We start from the raw sequence: 14,583 nt of genomic DNA on the forward strand, positions 1-14,583 counted from the left end.
CAATGGGGTGAAGATGCCCTACTTCGGTTTAGGAGTGTATCTTTCTGAAGAGGGGAAGGAAGTGATTGATGCCGTAAAATGGGCTTTGGAAGCAGGGTACAGGCATATTGATACAGCAGCGATCTATAAAAACGAAGAAGGAGTTGGAATTGGTATACGGGAAAGCGGTGTCCCTAGGGAAGAAATTTTTCTGGTAAGCAAAGTTTGGAATTCCGATCAGGGTTATGATGCTACTATGCAAGCTTTTGAAGATAGTATAAAGAGGCTGAATACGGATTATTTGGATCTCTATTTAATTCATTGGCCGGTCAAAGGAAAGTTTAAGGAAACCTGGAAGGCTTTGGAGAAACTTTACGAGCAGAAGAAGGTTCGGGCCATAGGAGTGAGCAATTTTCTCAGACATCACCTGGAAGATTTGCTAAAGGAAGCTTCAATCTTACCTATGGTTAATCAAATGGAATTTCATCCTTACTTAGTACAACAGGACTTAATTGATTATTGCCGGGATAAAGGAATACAATACGAGGCATGGTCTCCTCTAATGCAAGGTAATATTTTTGATCTGCAAATATTCAAGGACTTAGCCCGCAAATACAACAAGACCGTTGCTCAGATCGTTTTGAGGTGGGATCTTCAAAAAAGGTGGTTACCATTCCCAAGTCGTCCAAAAAGCAGCGCATTGAAGATAATGCAGACGTTTTCGATTTCTCAATATCAAAAGAGGATATGATCAGGATTGACGAATTAGAGCGGGGAAAACGCTTTGGGCCTGATCCGGATAATTTTGATTTCTAAGGATAATAAATAATTGTCGTTAGTTGGTAAATAGTGCCTTCAACTCTGTGGCATCATGCGGTTTCATCTTACCAGCGAGGACAAGACTGAGTTGCTTCCTTCTCAGGGCTCCGTCAAATCTGATTTTCTCTAACTCCGTTTCCGGTTCTATGGCAGGGATTGCAGTAGGTTTTCCTGTTTCATCAACAGCGACAAAGGTATATATGGCCTCGTTAGCCTTGGTTCGCTCTCCACTAAGGCGATCTTCCATCCAAACATCAATATACACTTCCATGGAGGTGCGAAACGTTCTGGAAATTGCCGCCTCCAGGGTCACTACACTTCCCAAAGGGACAGACCGGTTAAAGGCGACGTGATTTACAGAAGCGGTCACCGTAATTCTTCGGCTGTGACGCCGCGCTGCAATACTAGCAGCCCGGTCCATCCGAGCTAACAATTCGCCACCAAATAAGTTATTTAGAGGATTAGTTTCGCTGGGTAAAACCAGGTCTGTCATAATCGTCCTTGAATCACTGGGTTTTTTCGGCTTCATACATCAGTTTTTTGCAAAGATACAAGCTAAAGGAAGGCCGGGGATTGGAAGAGGATATTATTTTACAGAAAGAAGCCAGGCATCTTTTGACTCAGTCAAACGAATTTGTTTCAGAGCCTTAAGAGCTTCCTTGGGATCGGAATAACTGGAAAAGGCCACCTGATACAAACCAAATTTGTTTTGTCCTACATAAAAGGCATCATAACCCTTGTTTTGTAGCTGATTTATCTTTTTGTCTGCATTGCTTTTTTCCCTGAAAGCTCCAGCGATAATATGGTGACTCTTACGCACATCCTTTTTTACTTCCACCTTAAAAACGGGCAGTTCCAAAGGTTTGGTATCAAAAAATGTGGCTTCCTGAATACTATTGGAGATAATTTCCTGCGCTTTTTGCTGGGAGACTATTTCATTTGAGAGTGCTTGGTCGTAGGTACGATATCCTGTAATCCCAGCGGAGATAGCCAGGAGAACAATTGCCGCATACTTCAGAAGCGGCCTGAAATTACTTTTCTCTCGCTCTTCCGGAGTGATAATAAATGGCACTTTCTCCTCAATCTCTTCTACCTCCTTCTTAAGTACTTCACGTAAGACAGGTTTAGATACAAAAGAGCTCAAACCAAAAGATGAGGTTAGGAAATTGGTTTGCTTGGCAGGTTGAAAGATCAATTTACCTTCCTTTGTAGGTTTAAAAGAGCCAATATTATCAAAAGCAAGAGTCTCGCCCTTTTCCAACTGCTCTTTCCACTGCTCTACCTGCCTTGCTAATTTTTCCTGAATTTCTTCATAGGAAGATTTTTCAGCCTCAGCCATATAGGAGATGAGCAGTCCGTCGTTAGACTGGAGCTGACTATTAAAAGAAAGTGTTTTGGAGGGCGGGTAAAAAGTCTGAGCCGATTTATCAATAAAGGCCGATTTCAACTGTGTTAAAAAGGCGCCGAATTCGGGCACCACAACGCAATTATACCTGTAAAGAAGCTCTTCTATGTATCCAGATGGACTCATGTTCACAAAGATGGAAAAAAATAGAGCCGCTACAAAATGGAGGATAACTTTTTATTAACATTACTTTTTCGGTATTTTTAAGGAAGAAATTGATGCCGTAAGATGATGAAAGATGAGATAATTTCTATTTTAAGACTGCAATGTATTCCTAATATTGGCGAGATTTCCGCTAGGAAACTAATTAACTATTGTGGTAGCGCCGAAGGAGTTTTTAAAGAAAAGAAAAGGGTATTACAAAAGATTGATGGAATAGGTACAAAAGTTACCCAATCCCTTTACGATTCAAGATATCAATTGTCCGCAGAGAAAGAATACAGCTTTGTCAATGACAATAATATCCAAACTCACTACTTCGAAGACGATACTTATCCGAGATATCTCAAGCACTGCCCGGATGCCCCATTACTGCTTTTCTCAAGAGGTGCAATCCGATTGCAAAGGCAAAGGATTATAAGTATCGTTGGTACGCGAAGAATGACACCTGCGGGACGGGGGTTTTGCGAAAAATTCATGGAGGAGCTTTTGCCGCTTAACCCTGTCATTGTCAGTGGTTTTGCCTATGGGGTGGATATTTGTATACAGAAAACAGCCGCAGATATTGGCCTACAAACGGTAGGATGCCTGGCCCATGGGCTCAACCAGATTTATCCCAGAGCACATGCGAAGTATTGTAGCCTGGTGGAGCGAAACGGAGGGTTTTACACCGAGTTCTGGAGCAGCAGTAAACCTGAAAGAGTTAATTTTTTAAAGCGAAATCGAATAATCGCAGGGATTAGTGAGGCAACCGTTGTGATAGAATCAGCTCAAAAAGGGGGAAGTCTTGTGACAGCAGATATTGCCCATGGCTATAACCGGGATGTATTTGCTGTGCCGGGCAGGCCTGAAGATCAATTTAGTGAAGGCACAAATACCCTGATAAAAAGGCAGAAGGCCCATCTGCTTACCTCAGCTTCCGATTTGGTTTATCACTTGAACTGGGATATTGATGTTAAAGCGGCACCGGTTATTCAAAAGCAACTATTTGTTGATTTAGACCCTACAGAACAGTCGGTTTACAAGCAATTGCAACAAGAAGGGAGGCAGATGTTGGATGATATAGCGATGAAAAGTAATTTATCTATTTACAATACAGCTTCATCCCTGTTATCTTTAGAATTAAAGGGAGTTGTGCGCCCTCTTCCGGGCAAATGTTTTGAAGTGATATAGTTAAAAACCAACCTATCAGTTGGTGCCGGGATAATTTTTATATAGAATAGCCAAGTCTATTGCAATTGAACGATTATTCGTTTGTCTTATCCTGAATTTAAGATCAGAGACAAAAGGCCAAGATTGCTTAATAGACCACTGAGTCGGTAAGTTAAATATCAATATCCGAGTTTAGAGCGAACACGATTGAGTACTACAGAGGCTACATCCTGCGCCTTTTCAGCGCCTAAATTGAGTAATCGATCAATTTCTGAATGGTTTTCCATGTAGTAATTGAACTTTTTCCTGGGCTCTTCAAATTTGGAAATCAGGCATTCGTAAAGCTCCTGCTTCGCATGTCCGTAACCGTAATTCCCTTTCTCATAATTTTCCTTCATTCTTTCAATATCTGCTTTTTGAGCAAGAAGGGAATACAATGCAAAAACAGTGTCATTTGTGGGATCTTTTGGCTCTTCCAAGGGTGTGCTGTCTGTCATTATCCCCATGATCTGTTTCCGTAGTTTTTTGTCTGGGAGGAATATATTGATAAGGTTTCCCTTGCTTTTACTCATCTTTTCCCCGTCTGTTCCCGGAATGTACATTGTTTCTTCCTGAACCTGGGCCTCTGGAAGCACAAAAGTTTCTCCGAGTTGAGCGTGAAAACGCGAAGCCACATCACGAGTCATTTCCAGATGTTGCAACTGATCTTTCCCCACGGGCACAATATTGGCATCATAGAGAAGAATATCGGCGGCCATGAGCATGGGATAGGTGAAGAGTCCTGCATTCACGTCTTCAAGTCGATCGGCCTTATCTTTGAATGAATGCGCCAAGGTGAGCCGTTGATAAGGAAAAAAGCAACTCAAATACCAGGATAATTCTGTCACTTGCGACACATCACTCTGGCGGTAGAAGACTGTTTTATTTACATCTAATCCAAATGCCAGCCAAGCAGCGGCCGTTGCATAGGTGTTGTTACGCAGTTCGGATCCGCTTTTGATTTGGGTAAGCGAATGCATGTCTGCTATAAACAGGAAGGACTCATTTTTTGGATTCTCTGCCATTTTAATGGCAGGGATAATCGCCCCAAGAATGTTTCCGAGGTGCGGTGTGCCTGTGCTTTGTATACCGGTCAAGATTCTTGCCATCCGCTTATCATTAAATAATGACAAAAGTAAAAGAAATACCAGAACCCTGCTAAAATTGTTATTTTTGATTTTATGTTGAGGCTTTTAATAAAAGCAGGCCAGCTTTTGTATCGCATTTGGTTTTACATTTTGGTGGCCATACCCATCATTGTATTTTCTCCATTCCTCATTGCTTTATCCCTTTCTGAAAAGACCTATCCTCAATTTTTTTGGTTGGCCCGAAATATTTGGGCACCTGTTATCCTTTACGGGATGGGGTGTATTCCCAGGATAGAGTACAAGGAAAAGCTGGTTAAAGGCAAGAGTTATATGTTGATCGCCAACCACACCAGCATGCTTGATATTATGTTAATGCTCAGAGTGAGCAAAAATCCCTTTGTTTTTGTGGGGAAGAAAGAACTTGTAAAGATTCCCATATTTGGATTTTTCTATAAGAGAGTTTGCATAATGGTTGATCGGGACAACAGCAATAGCAGAATGGGCGTATACCGTAGGGCACAGCGCAGACTCAATCAGGGCCTGAGTATTTGTATCTTTCCGGAAGGAGGTGTGCCCGCCGAGGAAATTATTTTGGACGAATTTAAAGACGGGGCCTTTAAAATGGGAATCAACCACAATATACCGATTGTTCCAATCTTATTTTTTGATGCAAAAAAAGATTCTCATTTACCCTATACAGTGGCGGACCCGGTTGGCTAAGGGTAAAGGTTTATCCCTTTATACAAACAGAAGGAATGGAAGAGGTGCAAAAAGGAGAACTTAGAGATCGGGTCAGATCTTTTATGCTCAGGGAACTCCGGACGTCTGTCGTAAATTAAAAAATACTAAACAGTATAAAAAAAGCGCCCCGCATTATACGGGGCGCTAAAGGGGTCACTGTGAAGGCAGTAACCAACCTAACCAACTTCTTAAAATCTAAAATTAAGGCCAGAATAAACGCCCATAGAGAAAGGTTGAAAGTTTCCTGAGGTTTCTGAAAATGTATTGAGCTGATACTTAAACATTGGTTCAAGACTCAATTGAAATTTATCATTAAATTGATAGGATATCCCAATGCCAAAATTGGTGCTTAAATTGATGTCATTGAGGTTGTTAGCCTCCCCCATCTCCGTGGTGATTCCATTCGACTCAAGGGTAACACTATTATTTACCAAAAAAAGTGAGCTCAGTCCGCCAACCACATTCACACCAATTTTTCGATCAAGAATTTCATAAGTTAGTTCAAGGGGCACTTCCAAATAACCGAAGTCCTGAATCATTTTGCCATTTAAAGATGGATCCGGCCCGGCCACGTCCTGAGCATTTTCAGTTGCGAGTTTACCACTTCTCGTATTGCTGCGCACTACGAGATTTCTGCTGCTCAAGGAATAATCTATATTATCAATAATTCCATTTGTGCTGGCATTGAGAGAAGAGGAGAAGTTTACATCCCTGGTATCATAACCAAAATCAACTCTGTGTATCCCCGATCTTATTTTAACCCTCTTAGCCACTTTATAGGATACCGCAAGTCCGTAACTCATGTTCACATTACCCGATTTGGCATTATTCTCAAAAGTAGAATGGATTGGTGACCCCTGGGCCAAAGAGCTAAAGAAAACCGGAGCAACTCTAGGCCCTAATTCCCATTTCTTATTAGACTCTTCCTTGAGTTTTTCTTCTTCCTGTTGGGCGATGGCTTCAAAAATTGAAGTCTTTTCATCTTCCTCAGACTTTTCCTGTATTATTTTTTTTAGTTCCTCCTTTTTTGCCTCATTTTTCGCAATGAGCTCCTTGTTATCATTAAGTAACTGTTCCTTTTGTACCCCCGCTTTCCTATCTGTCTGCAGCGCATCGGATTTATCTCCTTTTACGTTTGAAGCAATAATGTCACTTTTTATATTTTCTGTGGTCTTTTTAGCTTCTACGGGGGCAATTGTCGCTAAAGCATTCTCATTTTCCCTGAGGTTTTCTGCTTTATTGGTTTTGGCTTCCCTACTTACAATTTCGATGCCTTTGCCGAGGTCCTGATATTTGGGATCAGCACTTTGTTCTGAAACCTCACTTTTATTATCAGAAGAGGATACTACCGTTACTTTCTCAGCTTCATCAGCGGTATCGGGATCAGATATTACGGGATCAGTCAATAAATTCATTTCAGTATTGTCATCCACTGAAGGAACCTTTAAATCCGAATCCGTAATCACTTCCTCTGAATTTGGGAGATCGTTCTGCGGGAGAAAAATAAACAAGCCAATGATAATTAAGGCAGCCACGCCGCCTAGTTTCCACCAAATGGGCAGAATTCTTCTCTTCTTTTGCTTTTTATCAAGAGATGCGGAGATATTTTCCCAAACCGTTTCTTCCGGCAAGTGACTATAATCCTGCAGTTTTTCTCTGAATACCTTTTCTATGCTTTTCTTTTCCATGTGTTTGGTATTAAGCAATATTGATATTTTCTTTCTTTAATTTCTCTTTCAGGATCATTTTAGCCCTGGACAAGTTTGACTTGGAAGTACCGGTTGATGTGCCCAATAATTCGCTAATTTCCTTATGAGTATATCCGTCCAAAACATACAGGTTAAATGTAAGCCTGTACTTGTTTGGCAATTCCTGTACGTATTGAAGTAAGGTGGAAAGCTGAACATCCGGATAGTCGTAGTCTATATCCTCTTCTTCCTGGATATTGTCAGTGACCACTTTCATATATTGGTCCTTTCGATACTTCTGTAGAACCGTATTAACGGTTATCCTTTTTAGCCAACCTTCAAAGGACCCCTTGAATTTAAATTGTTCTATTTTATCATAGATCGTGAGAAAACTATCATGAAGGTTGTCCTCTGCTTCCGTTTTATTTCTGGAATATTTTAAACATAAGCCGTACAAGACACTGGAATACTTCCGGTAAAGCTGTTCTTGTGCCTTCCTGTCTCCCTTCTTACATTGATGTATGAGCTTCTTTAAACTCAAAATTGTCGGTTAGATTTAAATCCTCAATCCTCGTAAATCGTCTTAATTCACAGGCACTTCCATCTCTATGTACTGTTGGTTCCCGTTTTCATCTTCCCCGTTCCAGAATTTAAAAAGATAGGTACCTTCGTACAGACAAATAAAGTTAAAGGAAGCTTCAAGTTCTTCTACAGCCTGAGTGCAGGGTTCATCCAGGAATTCAGTGCCAATGGCTACAACATTCCGTGTAGTTGTCGATTCCTTTGTAATGTCGAACCCTTCAAAAAACACACATGCACTGGGGCGTAGATACCTTACCCTGATCTCGTAAGTCTCATTGAGTTCAAAGGACTCAGGAAGTTCAGCGCTTACAATTTGCAATGGAACAAATTTAAAATTAACCCTGTCGTCCTCTAGTTTACACGACTGTAAGCTTAAGGCAAGTAAACAAACAAACAGAAAAAAGATTTCTTAAAGCTCATCTCAACACAAGTTTTAATTAAGATGAAAATAAGTAAGAAGGGTTGCTTTAGTCGGAAAACAGCAGATTTTAGACCTTGATTGCGGTTATCGCATCTTTAATCTTTGTTTCCAATTCCTCCAATAGCTCAGGATTGTCAAGGAGTAGGGTCTTTACAGCGTCTCTTCCCTGTCCTAATTTTGTGTCGCCATAGCTAAACCAGGAACCACTTTTCTTAATGATTTCAAATTCAACTCCCAGGTCAAGGATTTCTCCAACTTTCGAAATCCCTTCGCCATACATGATATCAAATTCAGCGGTTTTGAAAGGTGGTGCCACTTTATTCTTGACCACTTTCACCCTTGTCTTATTCCCCTGAACATTACCATCTGTATCTTTTATCTGAGTAGACCTTCTGATGTCTAGTCGCACGGAGGCATAAAATTTAAGGGCATTACCCCCGGTAGTTGTTTCTGGATTTCCAAACATCACACCGATTTTTTCTCGCAATTGATTGATGAAAACAACGGTACAATGGGTTTTACTGATTGAGGCTGTAAGTTTCCTGAGAGCTTGGGACATCAGTCGGGCATGCAATCCCATTTTGGAATCACCCATTTCTCCTTCAATTTCACTTTTTGGAGTAAGGGCTGCAACAGAATCGATGATTACAATATCAATTGCTCCGGAACGAATCAGGTTGTCTGCGATTTCGAGGGCTTGCTCACCGTGATCGGGTTGTGAAATGATAAGATTGTCTATATCCACTCCTAATTTTTGGGCATAAAATCGATCAAAGGCGTGTTCAGCATCAATAAATGCAGCAATACCTCCATTTTTTTGTGCCTCTGCAATGGCGTGCAGGGTTAGGGTAGTTTTCCCTGAAGATTCCGGGCCGTAAATCTCGATTACCCTTCCCCTGGGATAGCCTCCTACACCGAGGGCTATGTCCAGACCAAGAGATCCCGAAGGTATGACCTCCACATCCGCAACTACAGTATCTCCCATCTTCATTACCGCCCCTTTACCGTAGGTTTTATCCAATTTATCCAGGGTTAATTTAAGGGCTTTCAACTTCGCTTCTTTCTCACTACTCATGTCTTCTGTATCTTTAATTAAAGGGTGACTAAATTACCACTTCTTTTTGCATATCACAATCACAAAAGCAACCTTTTTGATTTTTAACCATCTTGCTTTAAAACCTTAAGTAAATGTTGTTCACTTTACTGGTATTATCCTCTATGGAAAAGAAAATTTCCTTAAAGTGATCCCCAAGGGCTCTGTTAATCAGGGCCCTTTTTGTTTAATGGTACGGCAAATATTGTATTTTTGCCTTTTATTTTCATTCACCTTAATCACGGTATAGCATGCAACTGTACAATACATTAAGTGCGAAGGAAAGGGAAGTTCTCATCGAAAAAGCCGGGAAAGAACGGCTAACTATCTCCTTTTACAAATACGCACACATAGGCAATCCTGAAATTTTCAGAAATCACATGTTCCTTGCCTGGGATGCTCTTGAAGTGCTCGGCCGCATATATGTGGCGCACGAAGGGATCAATGCCCAGCTTTCGGTTCCCGCAGAGAATTTTGAAGCTTTTAAAACTCATTTGGACAGTATCAGTTTTTTAAAAGATGTTCGTTTGAACGTCGCTATTGAACAGGACGATAAATCCTTCCTCAAATTGAAGGTAAAAGTGCGAAGTAAGATTGTTGCTGACGGACTCAATGACTCCACATTTGATGTAACTGACAAAGGCATACACGTTGGTGCTGAAACCTTCAATGAACTCATCGATGATCCGGATACACTCCTGGTGGATATGCGCAATCACTACGAAAGTGAGATTGGACACTTTAAGAATGCAATCACTCCGGATGTGGATACATTCAGAGACTCTCTTGATATCATAGAGCAGGAATTATCTGAGTTTAAGGAAGATAAAAAACTGGTGATGTATTGCACAGGAGGCATACGTTGTGAGAAGGCCAGTGCTTATTACAAGCACAAGGGATTTAAAAATGTCTATCAATTGGAAGGTGGGATTATCGACTACGCCCGACAGGTTGAAGCAAAGGGTTTGGAAAATAAATTCCTGGGTAAAAACTTCGTGTTTGACCATCGCAGGGGAGAGCGTATTACAGAAGATGTAATTGCCCACTGCCACCAATGCGGAGAACCTTGTGACACCCATGTTAACTGTGCCAATGAAGCTTGTCACTTACTGTTTATCCAATGTGATACTTGTGGTGAGAAAATGGATCAATGCTGTTCAAAGCAATGCCAAGAAATACATGCTTTGCCTGAAGAGGAACAGAAAAAACTCAGGAGAGGAAAAACAGTGAGCAACAAGATATTCAAAAAGGGACGCTCTGAAGCTTTGCTGTATAAAAAGAGTCCGGAAACCGTTGTCAAACCCATTTTTACTTCACGTTAAAAAAGTAGTATCTTTACCTGTAAGATTTAATAATGAATCCTTTTTGGACAAAAACTAAGCAGTATTTTGTTCGAATCAAGATAAAAAATTATGGGTTGTAGCAGTTGTTCAACCGGAAAGGATGGACAACCTAGAGGATGCAAGAACAATGGTACTTGCGGTACAGATGGTTGTAATAAATTAACGGTTTTTGACTGGCTTTCAAACATGTCACTCCCCAATGGCGAAAAGCCATTTGACTGTGTTGAGGTCAGGTTTAAAAATAGCAGAAAGGAATTCTTCAGAGTTCCTGAAGATATATCTCTTTCTATTGGAGATATTGTGGCCACCCAGGCTAAATCGGGACATGATGTAGGCATGATTACCCTTGCCGGGGAACTCGTGCGTATTCAAATGAAAAAGAAAAAGGTAGCCAATGACGATCAACTTCCAAAGGTCTACCGAAAAGCGACTCAGAAGGACATAGACAAATGGCAGAAGTGCCGGGACAAAGAAGACGAGATCAAAAAGAGATCACGCGAAATGGCCATATTACTCCGATTACAAATGAAAATTTCAGATGTGGAATTTCAGGGAGACGGTTCAAAGGCTACTTTCTACTATACAGCAGACGAACGCGTAGATTTCAGACAATTGATCAAGGACATGGCCAAAGCCTTTGGCATCAGAATTGAAATGAGACAGATTGGGTATAGACAAGAAGCTCAACGTCTCGGGGGAATCGGTTCCTGCGGGAGGGAATTGTGCTGTTCAACCTGGTTGACGGATTTTAGATCGGTAAGCACTTCTGCGGCTCGCTATCAGCAATTGTCATTGAATCCTCAAAAGTTGGCCGGGCAATGTGGCAAATTAAAATGTTGTCTGAATTACGAATTAGATATGTATATGGATGCCTTAAAGGACTTTCCATCTCAGGACAGCAAACTTCACACAGAAAAAGGCACGGCATTTTGCCAGAAAACAGATATCTTCAAAGGACTGTTGTGGTTTTCATATAAAGACGATCCATCTCACTGGCATACGCTCACAAAAGATCAGGTACATGAGATAATCACCAAGAATAAGAAAAAAGAGAAAGTAGCCAGCCTGGAACTTTATGCAGTAGACAACCTGGAAAAGGAAACTACCCTTTTCGAGAATACAGTAGGTCAAGACAGCCTTACCCGTTTTGATCGTCCCAAGAATAAGAATAGAAGGAAGAAGAACAAAAAGAGAAGAAAACATATAAAACCTTCACAAAAAAATGGGTAGATCAAATGGGGTGCTCTTTCTGTTGGGATTGCTACTTCTTGGATGTGGCAAGAGTCCGGAGTATTCAGAATTCCAGTCACTTGAAAACGGGATCTGGACTAAGGACAGCGTCTTAGAATTTACAACTTCCGAACTGCAATCCGATCGAGTTTATCAAATGTATATCAACATCAGAAATGACAATAACTATCCCTACAGCAATTTATATTTGATTGCCGAGTTGGAATATCCCGGGGGGAAACCTATATCGATACTTTGGAGTACACCATGGCAGAAGCTGACGGGTCCTGGCTTGGAAAAGGATATGGAAGCATCAAAGAAAATAAACTTTGGTATAAGGAAAACATCAATTTTCCCGTTACAGGCGTATATACTGTAAGAATTGAACAGGCGATGAGAAAAATTGGCAATGTGGAGGGGATCAGTGCATTGCAAGGAATTACCGATGTTGGCCTGGAAATAGAAAGCAATTAATCTGATGGCAAAGACCAAAAAAAAATCTAATAAAACTTCATTCTTCCCTTTTATTAAATGGTTCTGGATTCTTTTTTTCAGTGGGATCCTGGCCGTTTTTCTCGTTTTTCTTCTAGCCGGTTGGGGTGCGTTTGGTGAAATGCCGACCTTCGAAAGACTCGAAAACCCGCAGACTAATCTGGCCACGGAAATCATCTCTTCTGATGGGGCTACCTTAGGAAAGTTTTACCTCGACGACAACAGAACCCCTGTTGCTTATGAGGACCTGCCCCCCAATTTGGTAAATGCGCTTGTAGCTACAGAAGACGCTCGGTATTATCAACATTCCGGTGTCGATGGAATAGGAACGTTGAGAGCCTTGGTTTTCCTCGGACAACGAGGTGGAGCCAGTACCATTTCACAACAATTGGCGAGACAACTTTTTGTAGGAGTTCGATCCAAAAATCTGTTTCAGGCAGTTACCCAGAAAATCAAGGAATGGGTTATTGCAACCCGATTGGAGCGAAATTATACCAAGCAGGAGATCATAGCGATGTATATGAATATCTATGACTTTGGTTACAACGCAGACGGAATACGGTCTGCATCTCGAATATATTTTGGCAAAGAACCCCGGGATTTAAAGACAGAAGAATCTGCCGTACTCGTTGGGATGTTAAAAAATTCTTCGCTCTACAATCCTATCAGAAGGGAGGAATTAGTTCTGGGCCGGAGAAACACGGTGCTTTCTCAAATGGAGAAGTACGACTATATAACAGAGCAGGAAAAAGATTCCCTGCAAGAGTTAAAAATGGACATTAATTTTAGTCCGGAATCTCACCGGGAAGGCCTGGCCACTTACTTCAGGATGTATTTACAGGGATACCTGAACGACTGGATTAAAAAGAACCCAAAACCGGTCACCCAGGAAGGTGAACGCGACACCTGGAATATTTACCTGGATGGTTTGAAGGTGTACACAACTATAGATTCGAGGATGCAAAAAAATGCGGAGCAAGCTGTATCAGAACATATGAAACGCCTGCAAGCCGAATTTTTCCATCAAAACACTCCTGAGCGGAATCCCACTACTCCTTTTCTCGATTTGGAGACAGAGGAAATCAACCGGATTCTGGAACGAGCGATGAAAACCTCGCAACGATGGCGCAAGATGAAAGCGGATGGCAAGAGCGAAAAGGAGATAAGAGATTCCTTCAAAGAGAAAACGGAAATGACTGTTTTCGACTGGAATAGTGATACTCAGGAAAAGGATACTGTAATGACCCCTCTGGATTCTATCCGGTATTACAAGACCATTTTAAGGACTGCGATGATGTCCATGGAGCCACAAACAGGACATGTTAAAGCCTGGGTTGGTGGGATTAATTACAAACACTTTCAATATGACAACGTAATACAGGGAGCAAGACAGGCAGGTTCTACCTTTAAACCTTTTGTGTATGCCGCTGCCATTGACCAATTGCGGATGTCACCCTGCGACCAGTTGCCTGACAGCCAATATTGTATCGAAGCAGGGAAACACGGTAATCCCGAGCCCTGGTGTCCTAAAAACTCAGATGGGAAATACTCGGGCGATATGTATACCTTGAAACGCGCTCTGGCCAACTCCGTGAATACCGTCACCGCACAATTGATCGATCAGGTCGGCCCTAAACCTGTGGTGTCCATTGTAAAAAATTTGGGCCTGAGCAGAGAGATTCTCGAAGTGCCGTCTATAGCCTTAGGTACTCCAGACTTTAATGTATACGAAATGGTTGGGGCCTACGGAACTTTTGCAAATCAGGGGGTGTATGTGAAGCCGGTAATGGTTACCAGAATTGAAGATAAAAATGGAACCGTGCTCTATGAATACGTCCCGGAGACCAAAGACGTTCTGAGTAAGGAGGTTTCTTATGCCATGATTAATTTGCTGGAGGGTGTTACTGAAGGCGGATCGGGAACCCGACTAAGGCATAATTTCAACAAGAATGAAACGGTCTACAAAGAGATAATCACGGGTTACCCCTATGAGTTTACAAACCCCATCGCAGGAAAAACCGGTACTACACAAAACCAAAGTGACGGATGGTTTATGGGGATGGTGCCCAATCTGGTCACAGGAGTATGGGTTGGAGGGGAAGAAAGGGCCACCCACTTTAAATCGATCACCTATGGGCAGGGAGCATCTATGGCTCTCCCAATATGGGGATTGTATATGAAAAAGAATTATGCTGATGAGGAACTGGGTGTGTCAAAAGAGGAGTTTGTGGCCCCTGAAAACATGTCTATCAATCTTGACTGTAATAAAGTCACTGAAGTAAACGAGGAGACAGACGACCTGGAAGACGACCTTGGCGATCTCGATTTTTAATTTTACAACCATAATGTATC

11 protein-coding genes and 3 pseudogenes are annotated in these 14,583 nt (G+C 41.6%); 7 read left to right on the top strand and 7 right to left on the bottom strand.

Features of this window, described 5'->3' with window-relative positions; genetic code table 11:
* The first annotated feature begins 13 nt into the window (after positions 1-13).
* Positions 14-795 (top strand): annotated as a pseudogene (locus EQY75_RS13400) (aldo/keto reductase).
* 19 nt (positions 796-814) lie between these two features.
* Here the strand turns inward: EQY75_RS13400 and EQY75_RS13405 are convergent.
* Together EQY75_RS13405 and EQY75_RS13410 are read right to left on the bottom strand one after the other, a co-directional pair.
* Positions 815-1,327 carry an acyl-CoA thioesterase gene (locus EQY75_RS13405; RefSeq protein ID WP_129606668.1) on the bottom strand — a complete coding sequence of 171 codons (513 nt, stop codon included), beginning with the start codon at positions 1,325-1,327 and terminating at the stop codon, positions 815-817.
* 57 nt (positions 1,328-1,384) lie between these two features.
* Entirely contained in the window at positions 1,385-2,329 is a 945-nt protein-coding gene (locus tag EQY75_RS13410) for an HU domain-containing protein (protein WP_129606669.1), read from the bottom strand.
* A gap of 102 nt (positions 2,330-2,431) precedes the next feature.
* On the opposite strand from EQY75_RS13410, the gene dprA reads away from it, so the two are divergent.
* The gene (gene dprA / locus EQY75_RS13415) at positions 2,432-3,535 is read left to right on the top strand and encodes a DNA-processing protein DprA (protein WP_129606670.1); all 1,104 of its coding nucleotides are present in this window, start codon (positions 2,432-2,434) and stop codon (positions 3,533-3,535) included.
* Between the two features lie 158 nt (positions 3,536-3,693).
* Here dprA and trpS read toward each other — a convergent pair whose 3' ends face one another.
* Positions 3,694-4,662 carry a tryptophan--tRNA ligase gene (trpS, locus tag EQY75_RS13420; RefSeq protein WP_129606672.1) on the bottom strand — a complete coding sequence of 323 codons (969 nt, stop codon included), beginning with the start codon at positions 4,660-4,662 and terminating at the stop codon, positions 3,694-3,696.
* Between the two features lie 72 nt (positions 4,663-4,734).
* Here trpS and EQY75_RS13425 point away from each other — a divergent pair.
* Positions 4,735-5,480 (top strand): annotated as a pseudogene (locus tag EQY75_RS13425) (lysophospholipid acyltransferase family protein).
* A gap of 90 nt (positions 5,481-5,570) precedes the next feature.
* Here EQY75_RS13425 and EQY75_RS13430 read toward each other — a convergent pair.
* The 4 genes from EQY75_RS13430 to recA all read right to left on the bottom strand — a co-directional run bounded on the left by EQY75_RS13430 (position 5,571) and on the right by recA (position 9,148).
* Entirely contained in the window at positions 5,571-7,070 is a 1,500-nt protein-coding gene (locus tag EQY75_RS13430; protein WP_129606674.1) for an outer membrane beta-barrel protein, read from the bottom strand.
* A 10-nt stretch (positions 7,071-7,080) separates the two neighbouring features.
* Complete coding sequence (locus EQY75_RS13435; protein WP_129606676.1) at positions 7,081-7,611, bottom strand: RNA polymerase sigma factor; 531 nt, start codon at positions 7,609-7,611, stop codon at positions 7,081-7,083.
* A gap of 42 nt (positions 7,612-7,653) precedes the next feature.
* Positions 7,654-7,971: a hypothetical protein gene (locus EQY75_RS13440; RefSeq protein ID WP_246019896.1), complete on the bottom strand. Its 318-nt coding sequence runs from the start codon at positions 7,969-7,971 to the stop codon at positions 7,654-7,656.
* Positions 7,972-8,140: 169 nt separating this feature from the next.
* Complete coding sequence (gene recA / locus EQY75_RS13445; protein ID WP_129606680.1) at positions 8,141-9,148, bottom strand: recombinase RecA; 1,008 nt, start codon at positions 9,146-9,148, stop codon at positions 8,141-8,143.
* Between the two features lie 269 nt (positions 9,149-9,417).
* On the opposite strand from recA, the gene trhO reads away from it, so the two are divergent.
* From trhO to EQY75_RS13465, 4 genes and pseudogenes are all read left to right on the top strand, one after another.
* On the top strand, positions 9,418-10,488 hold the full coding sequence (gene trhO / locus EQY75_RS13450) for an oxygen-dependent tRNA uridine(34) hydroxylase TrhO (RefSeq protein ID WP_129606682.1): 1,071 nt from the start codon (positions 9,418-9,420) through the stop codon (positions 10,486-10,488).
* Positions 10,489-10,578: 90 nt separating this feature from the next.
* Positions 10,579-11,739 carry a PSP1 domain-containing protein gene (locus EQY75_RS13455; protein ID WP_129606684.1) on the top strand — a complete coding sequence of 387 codons (1,161 nt, stop codon included), beginning with the start codon at positions 10,579-10,581 and terminating at the stop codon, positions 11,737-11,739.
* A pseudogene (locus EQY75_RS13460) lies at positions 11,732-12,213 on the top strand (gliding motility lipoprotein GldH). The gene EQY75_RS13455 and the pseudogene EQY75_RS13460 overlap by 8 nt, the downstream one beginning before the upstream one ends.
* Positions 12,214-12,217: 4 nt before the next feature.
* Positions 12,218-14,563, top strand: coding sequence for a penicillin-binding protein 1A (locus tag EQY75_RS13465; RefSeq protein ID WP_129606686.1), 2,346 nt, complete (start codon positions 12,218-12,220; stop codon positions 14,561-14,563).
* The last annotated feature ends 20 nt before the right edge of the window (positions 14,564-14,583 follow it).

It is taken from the genome of Muriicola soli, from assembly GCF_004139715.1.
Classification (GTDB): Bacteria; Bacteroidota; Bacteroidia; order Flavobacteriales; family Flavobacteriaceae; genus Muriicola; species Muriicola soli.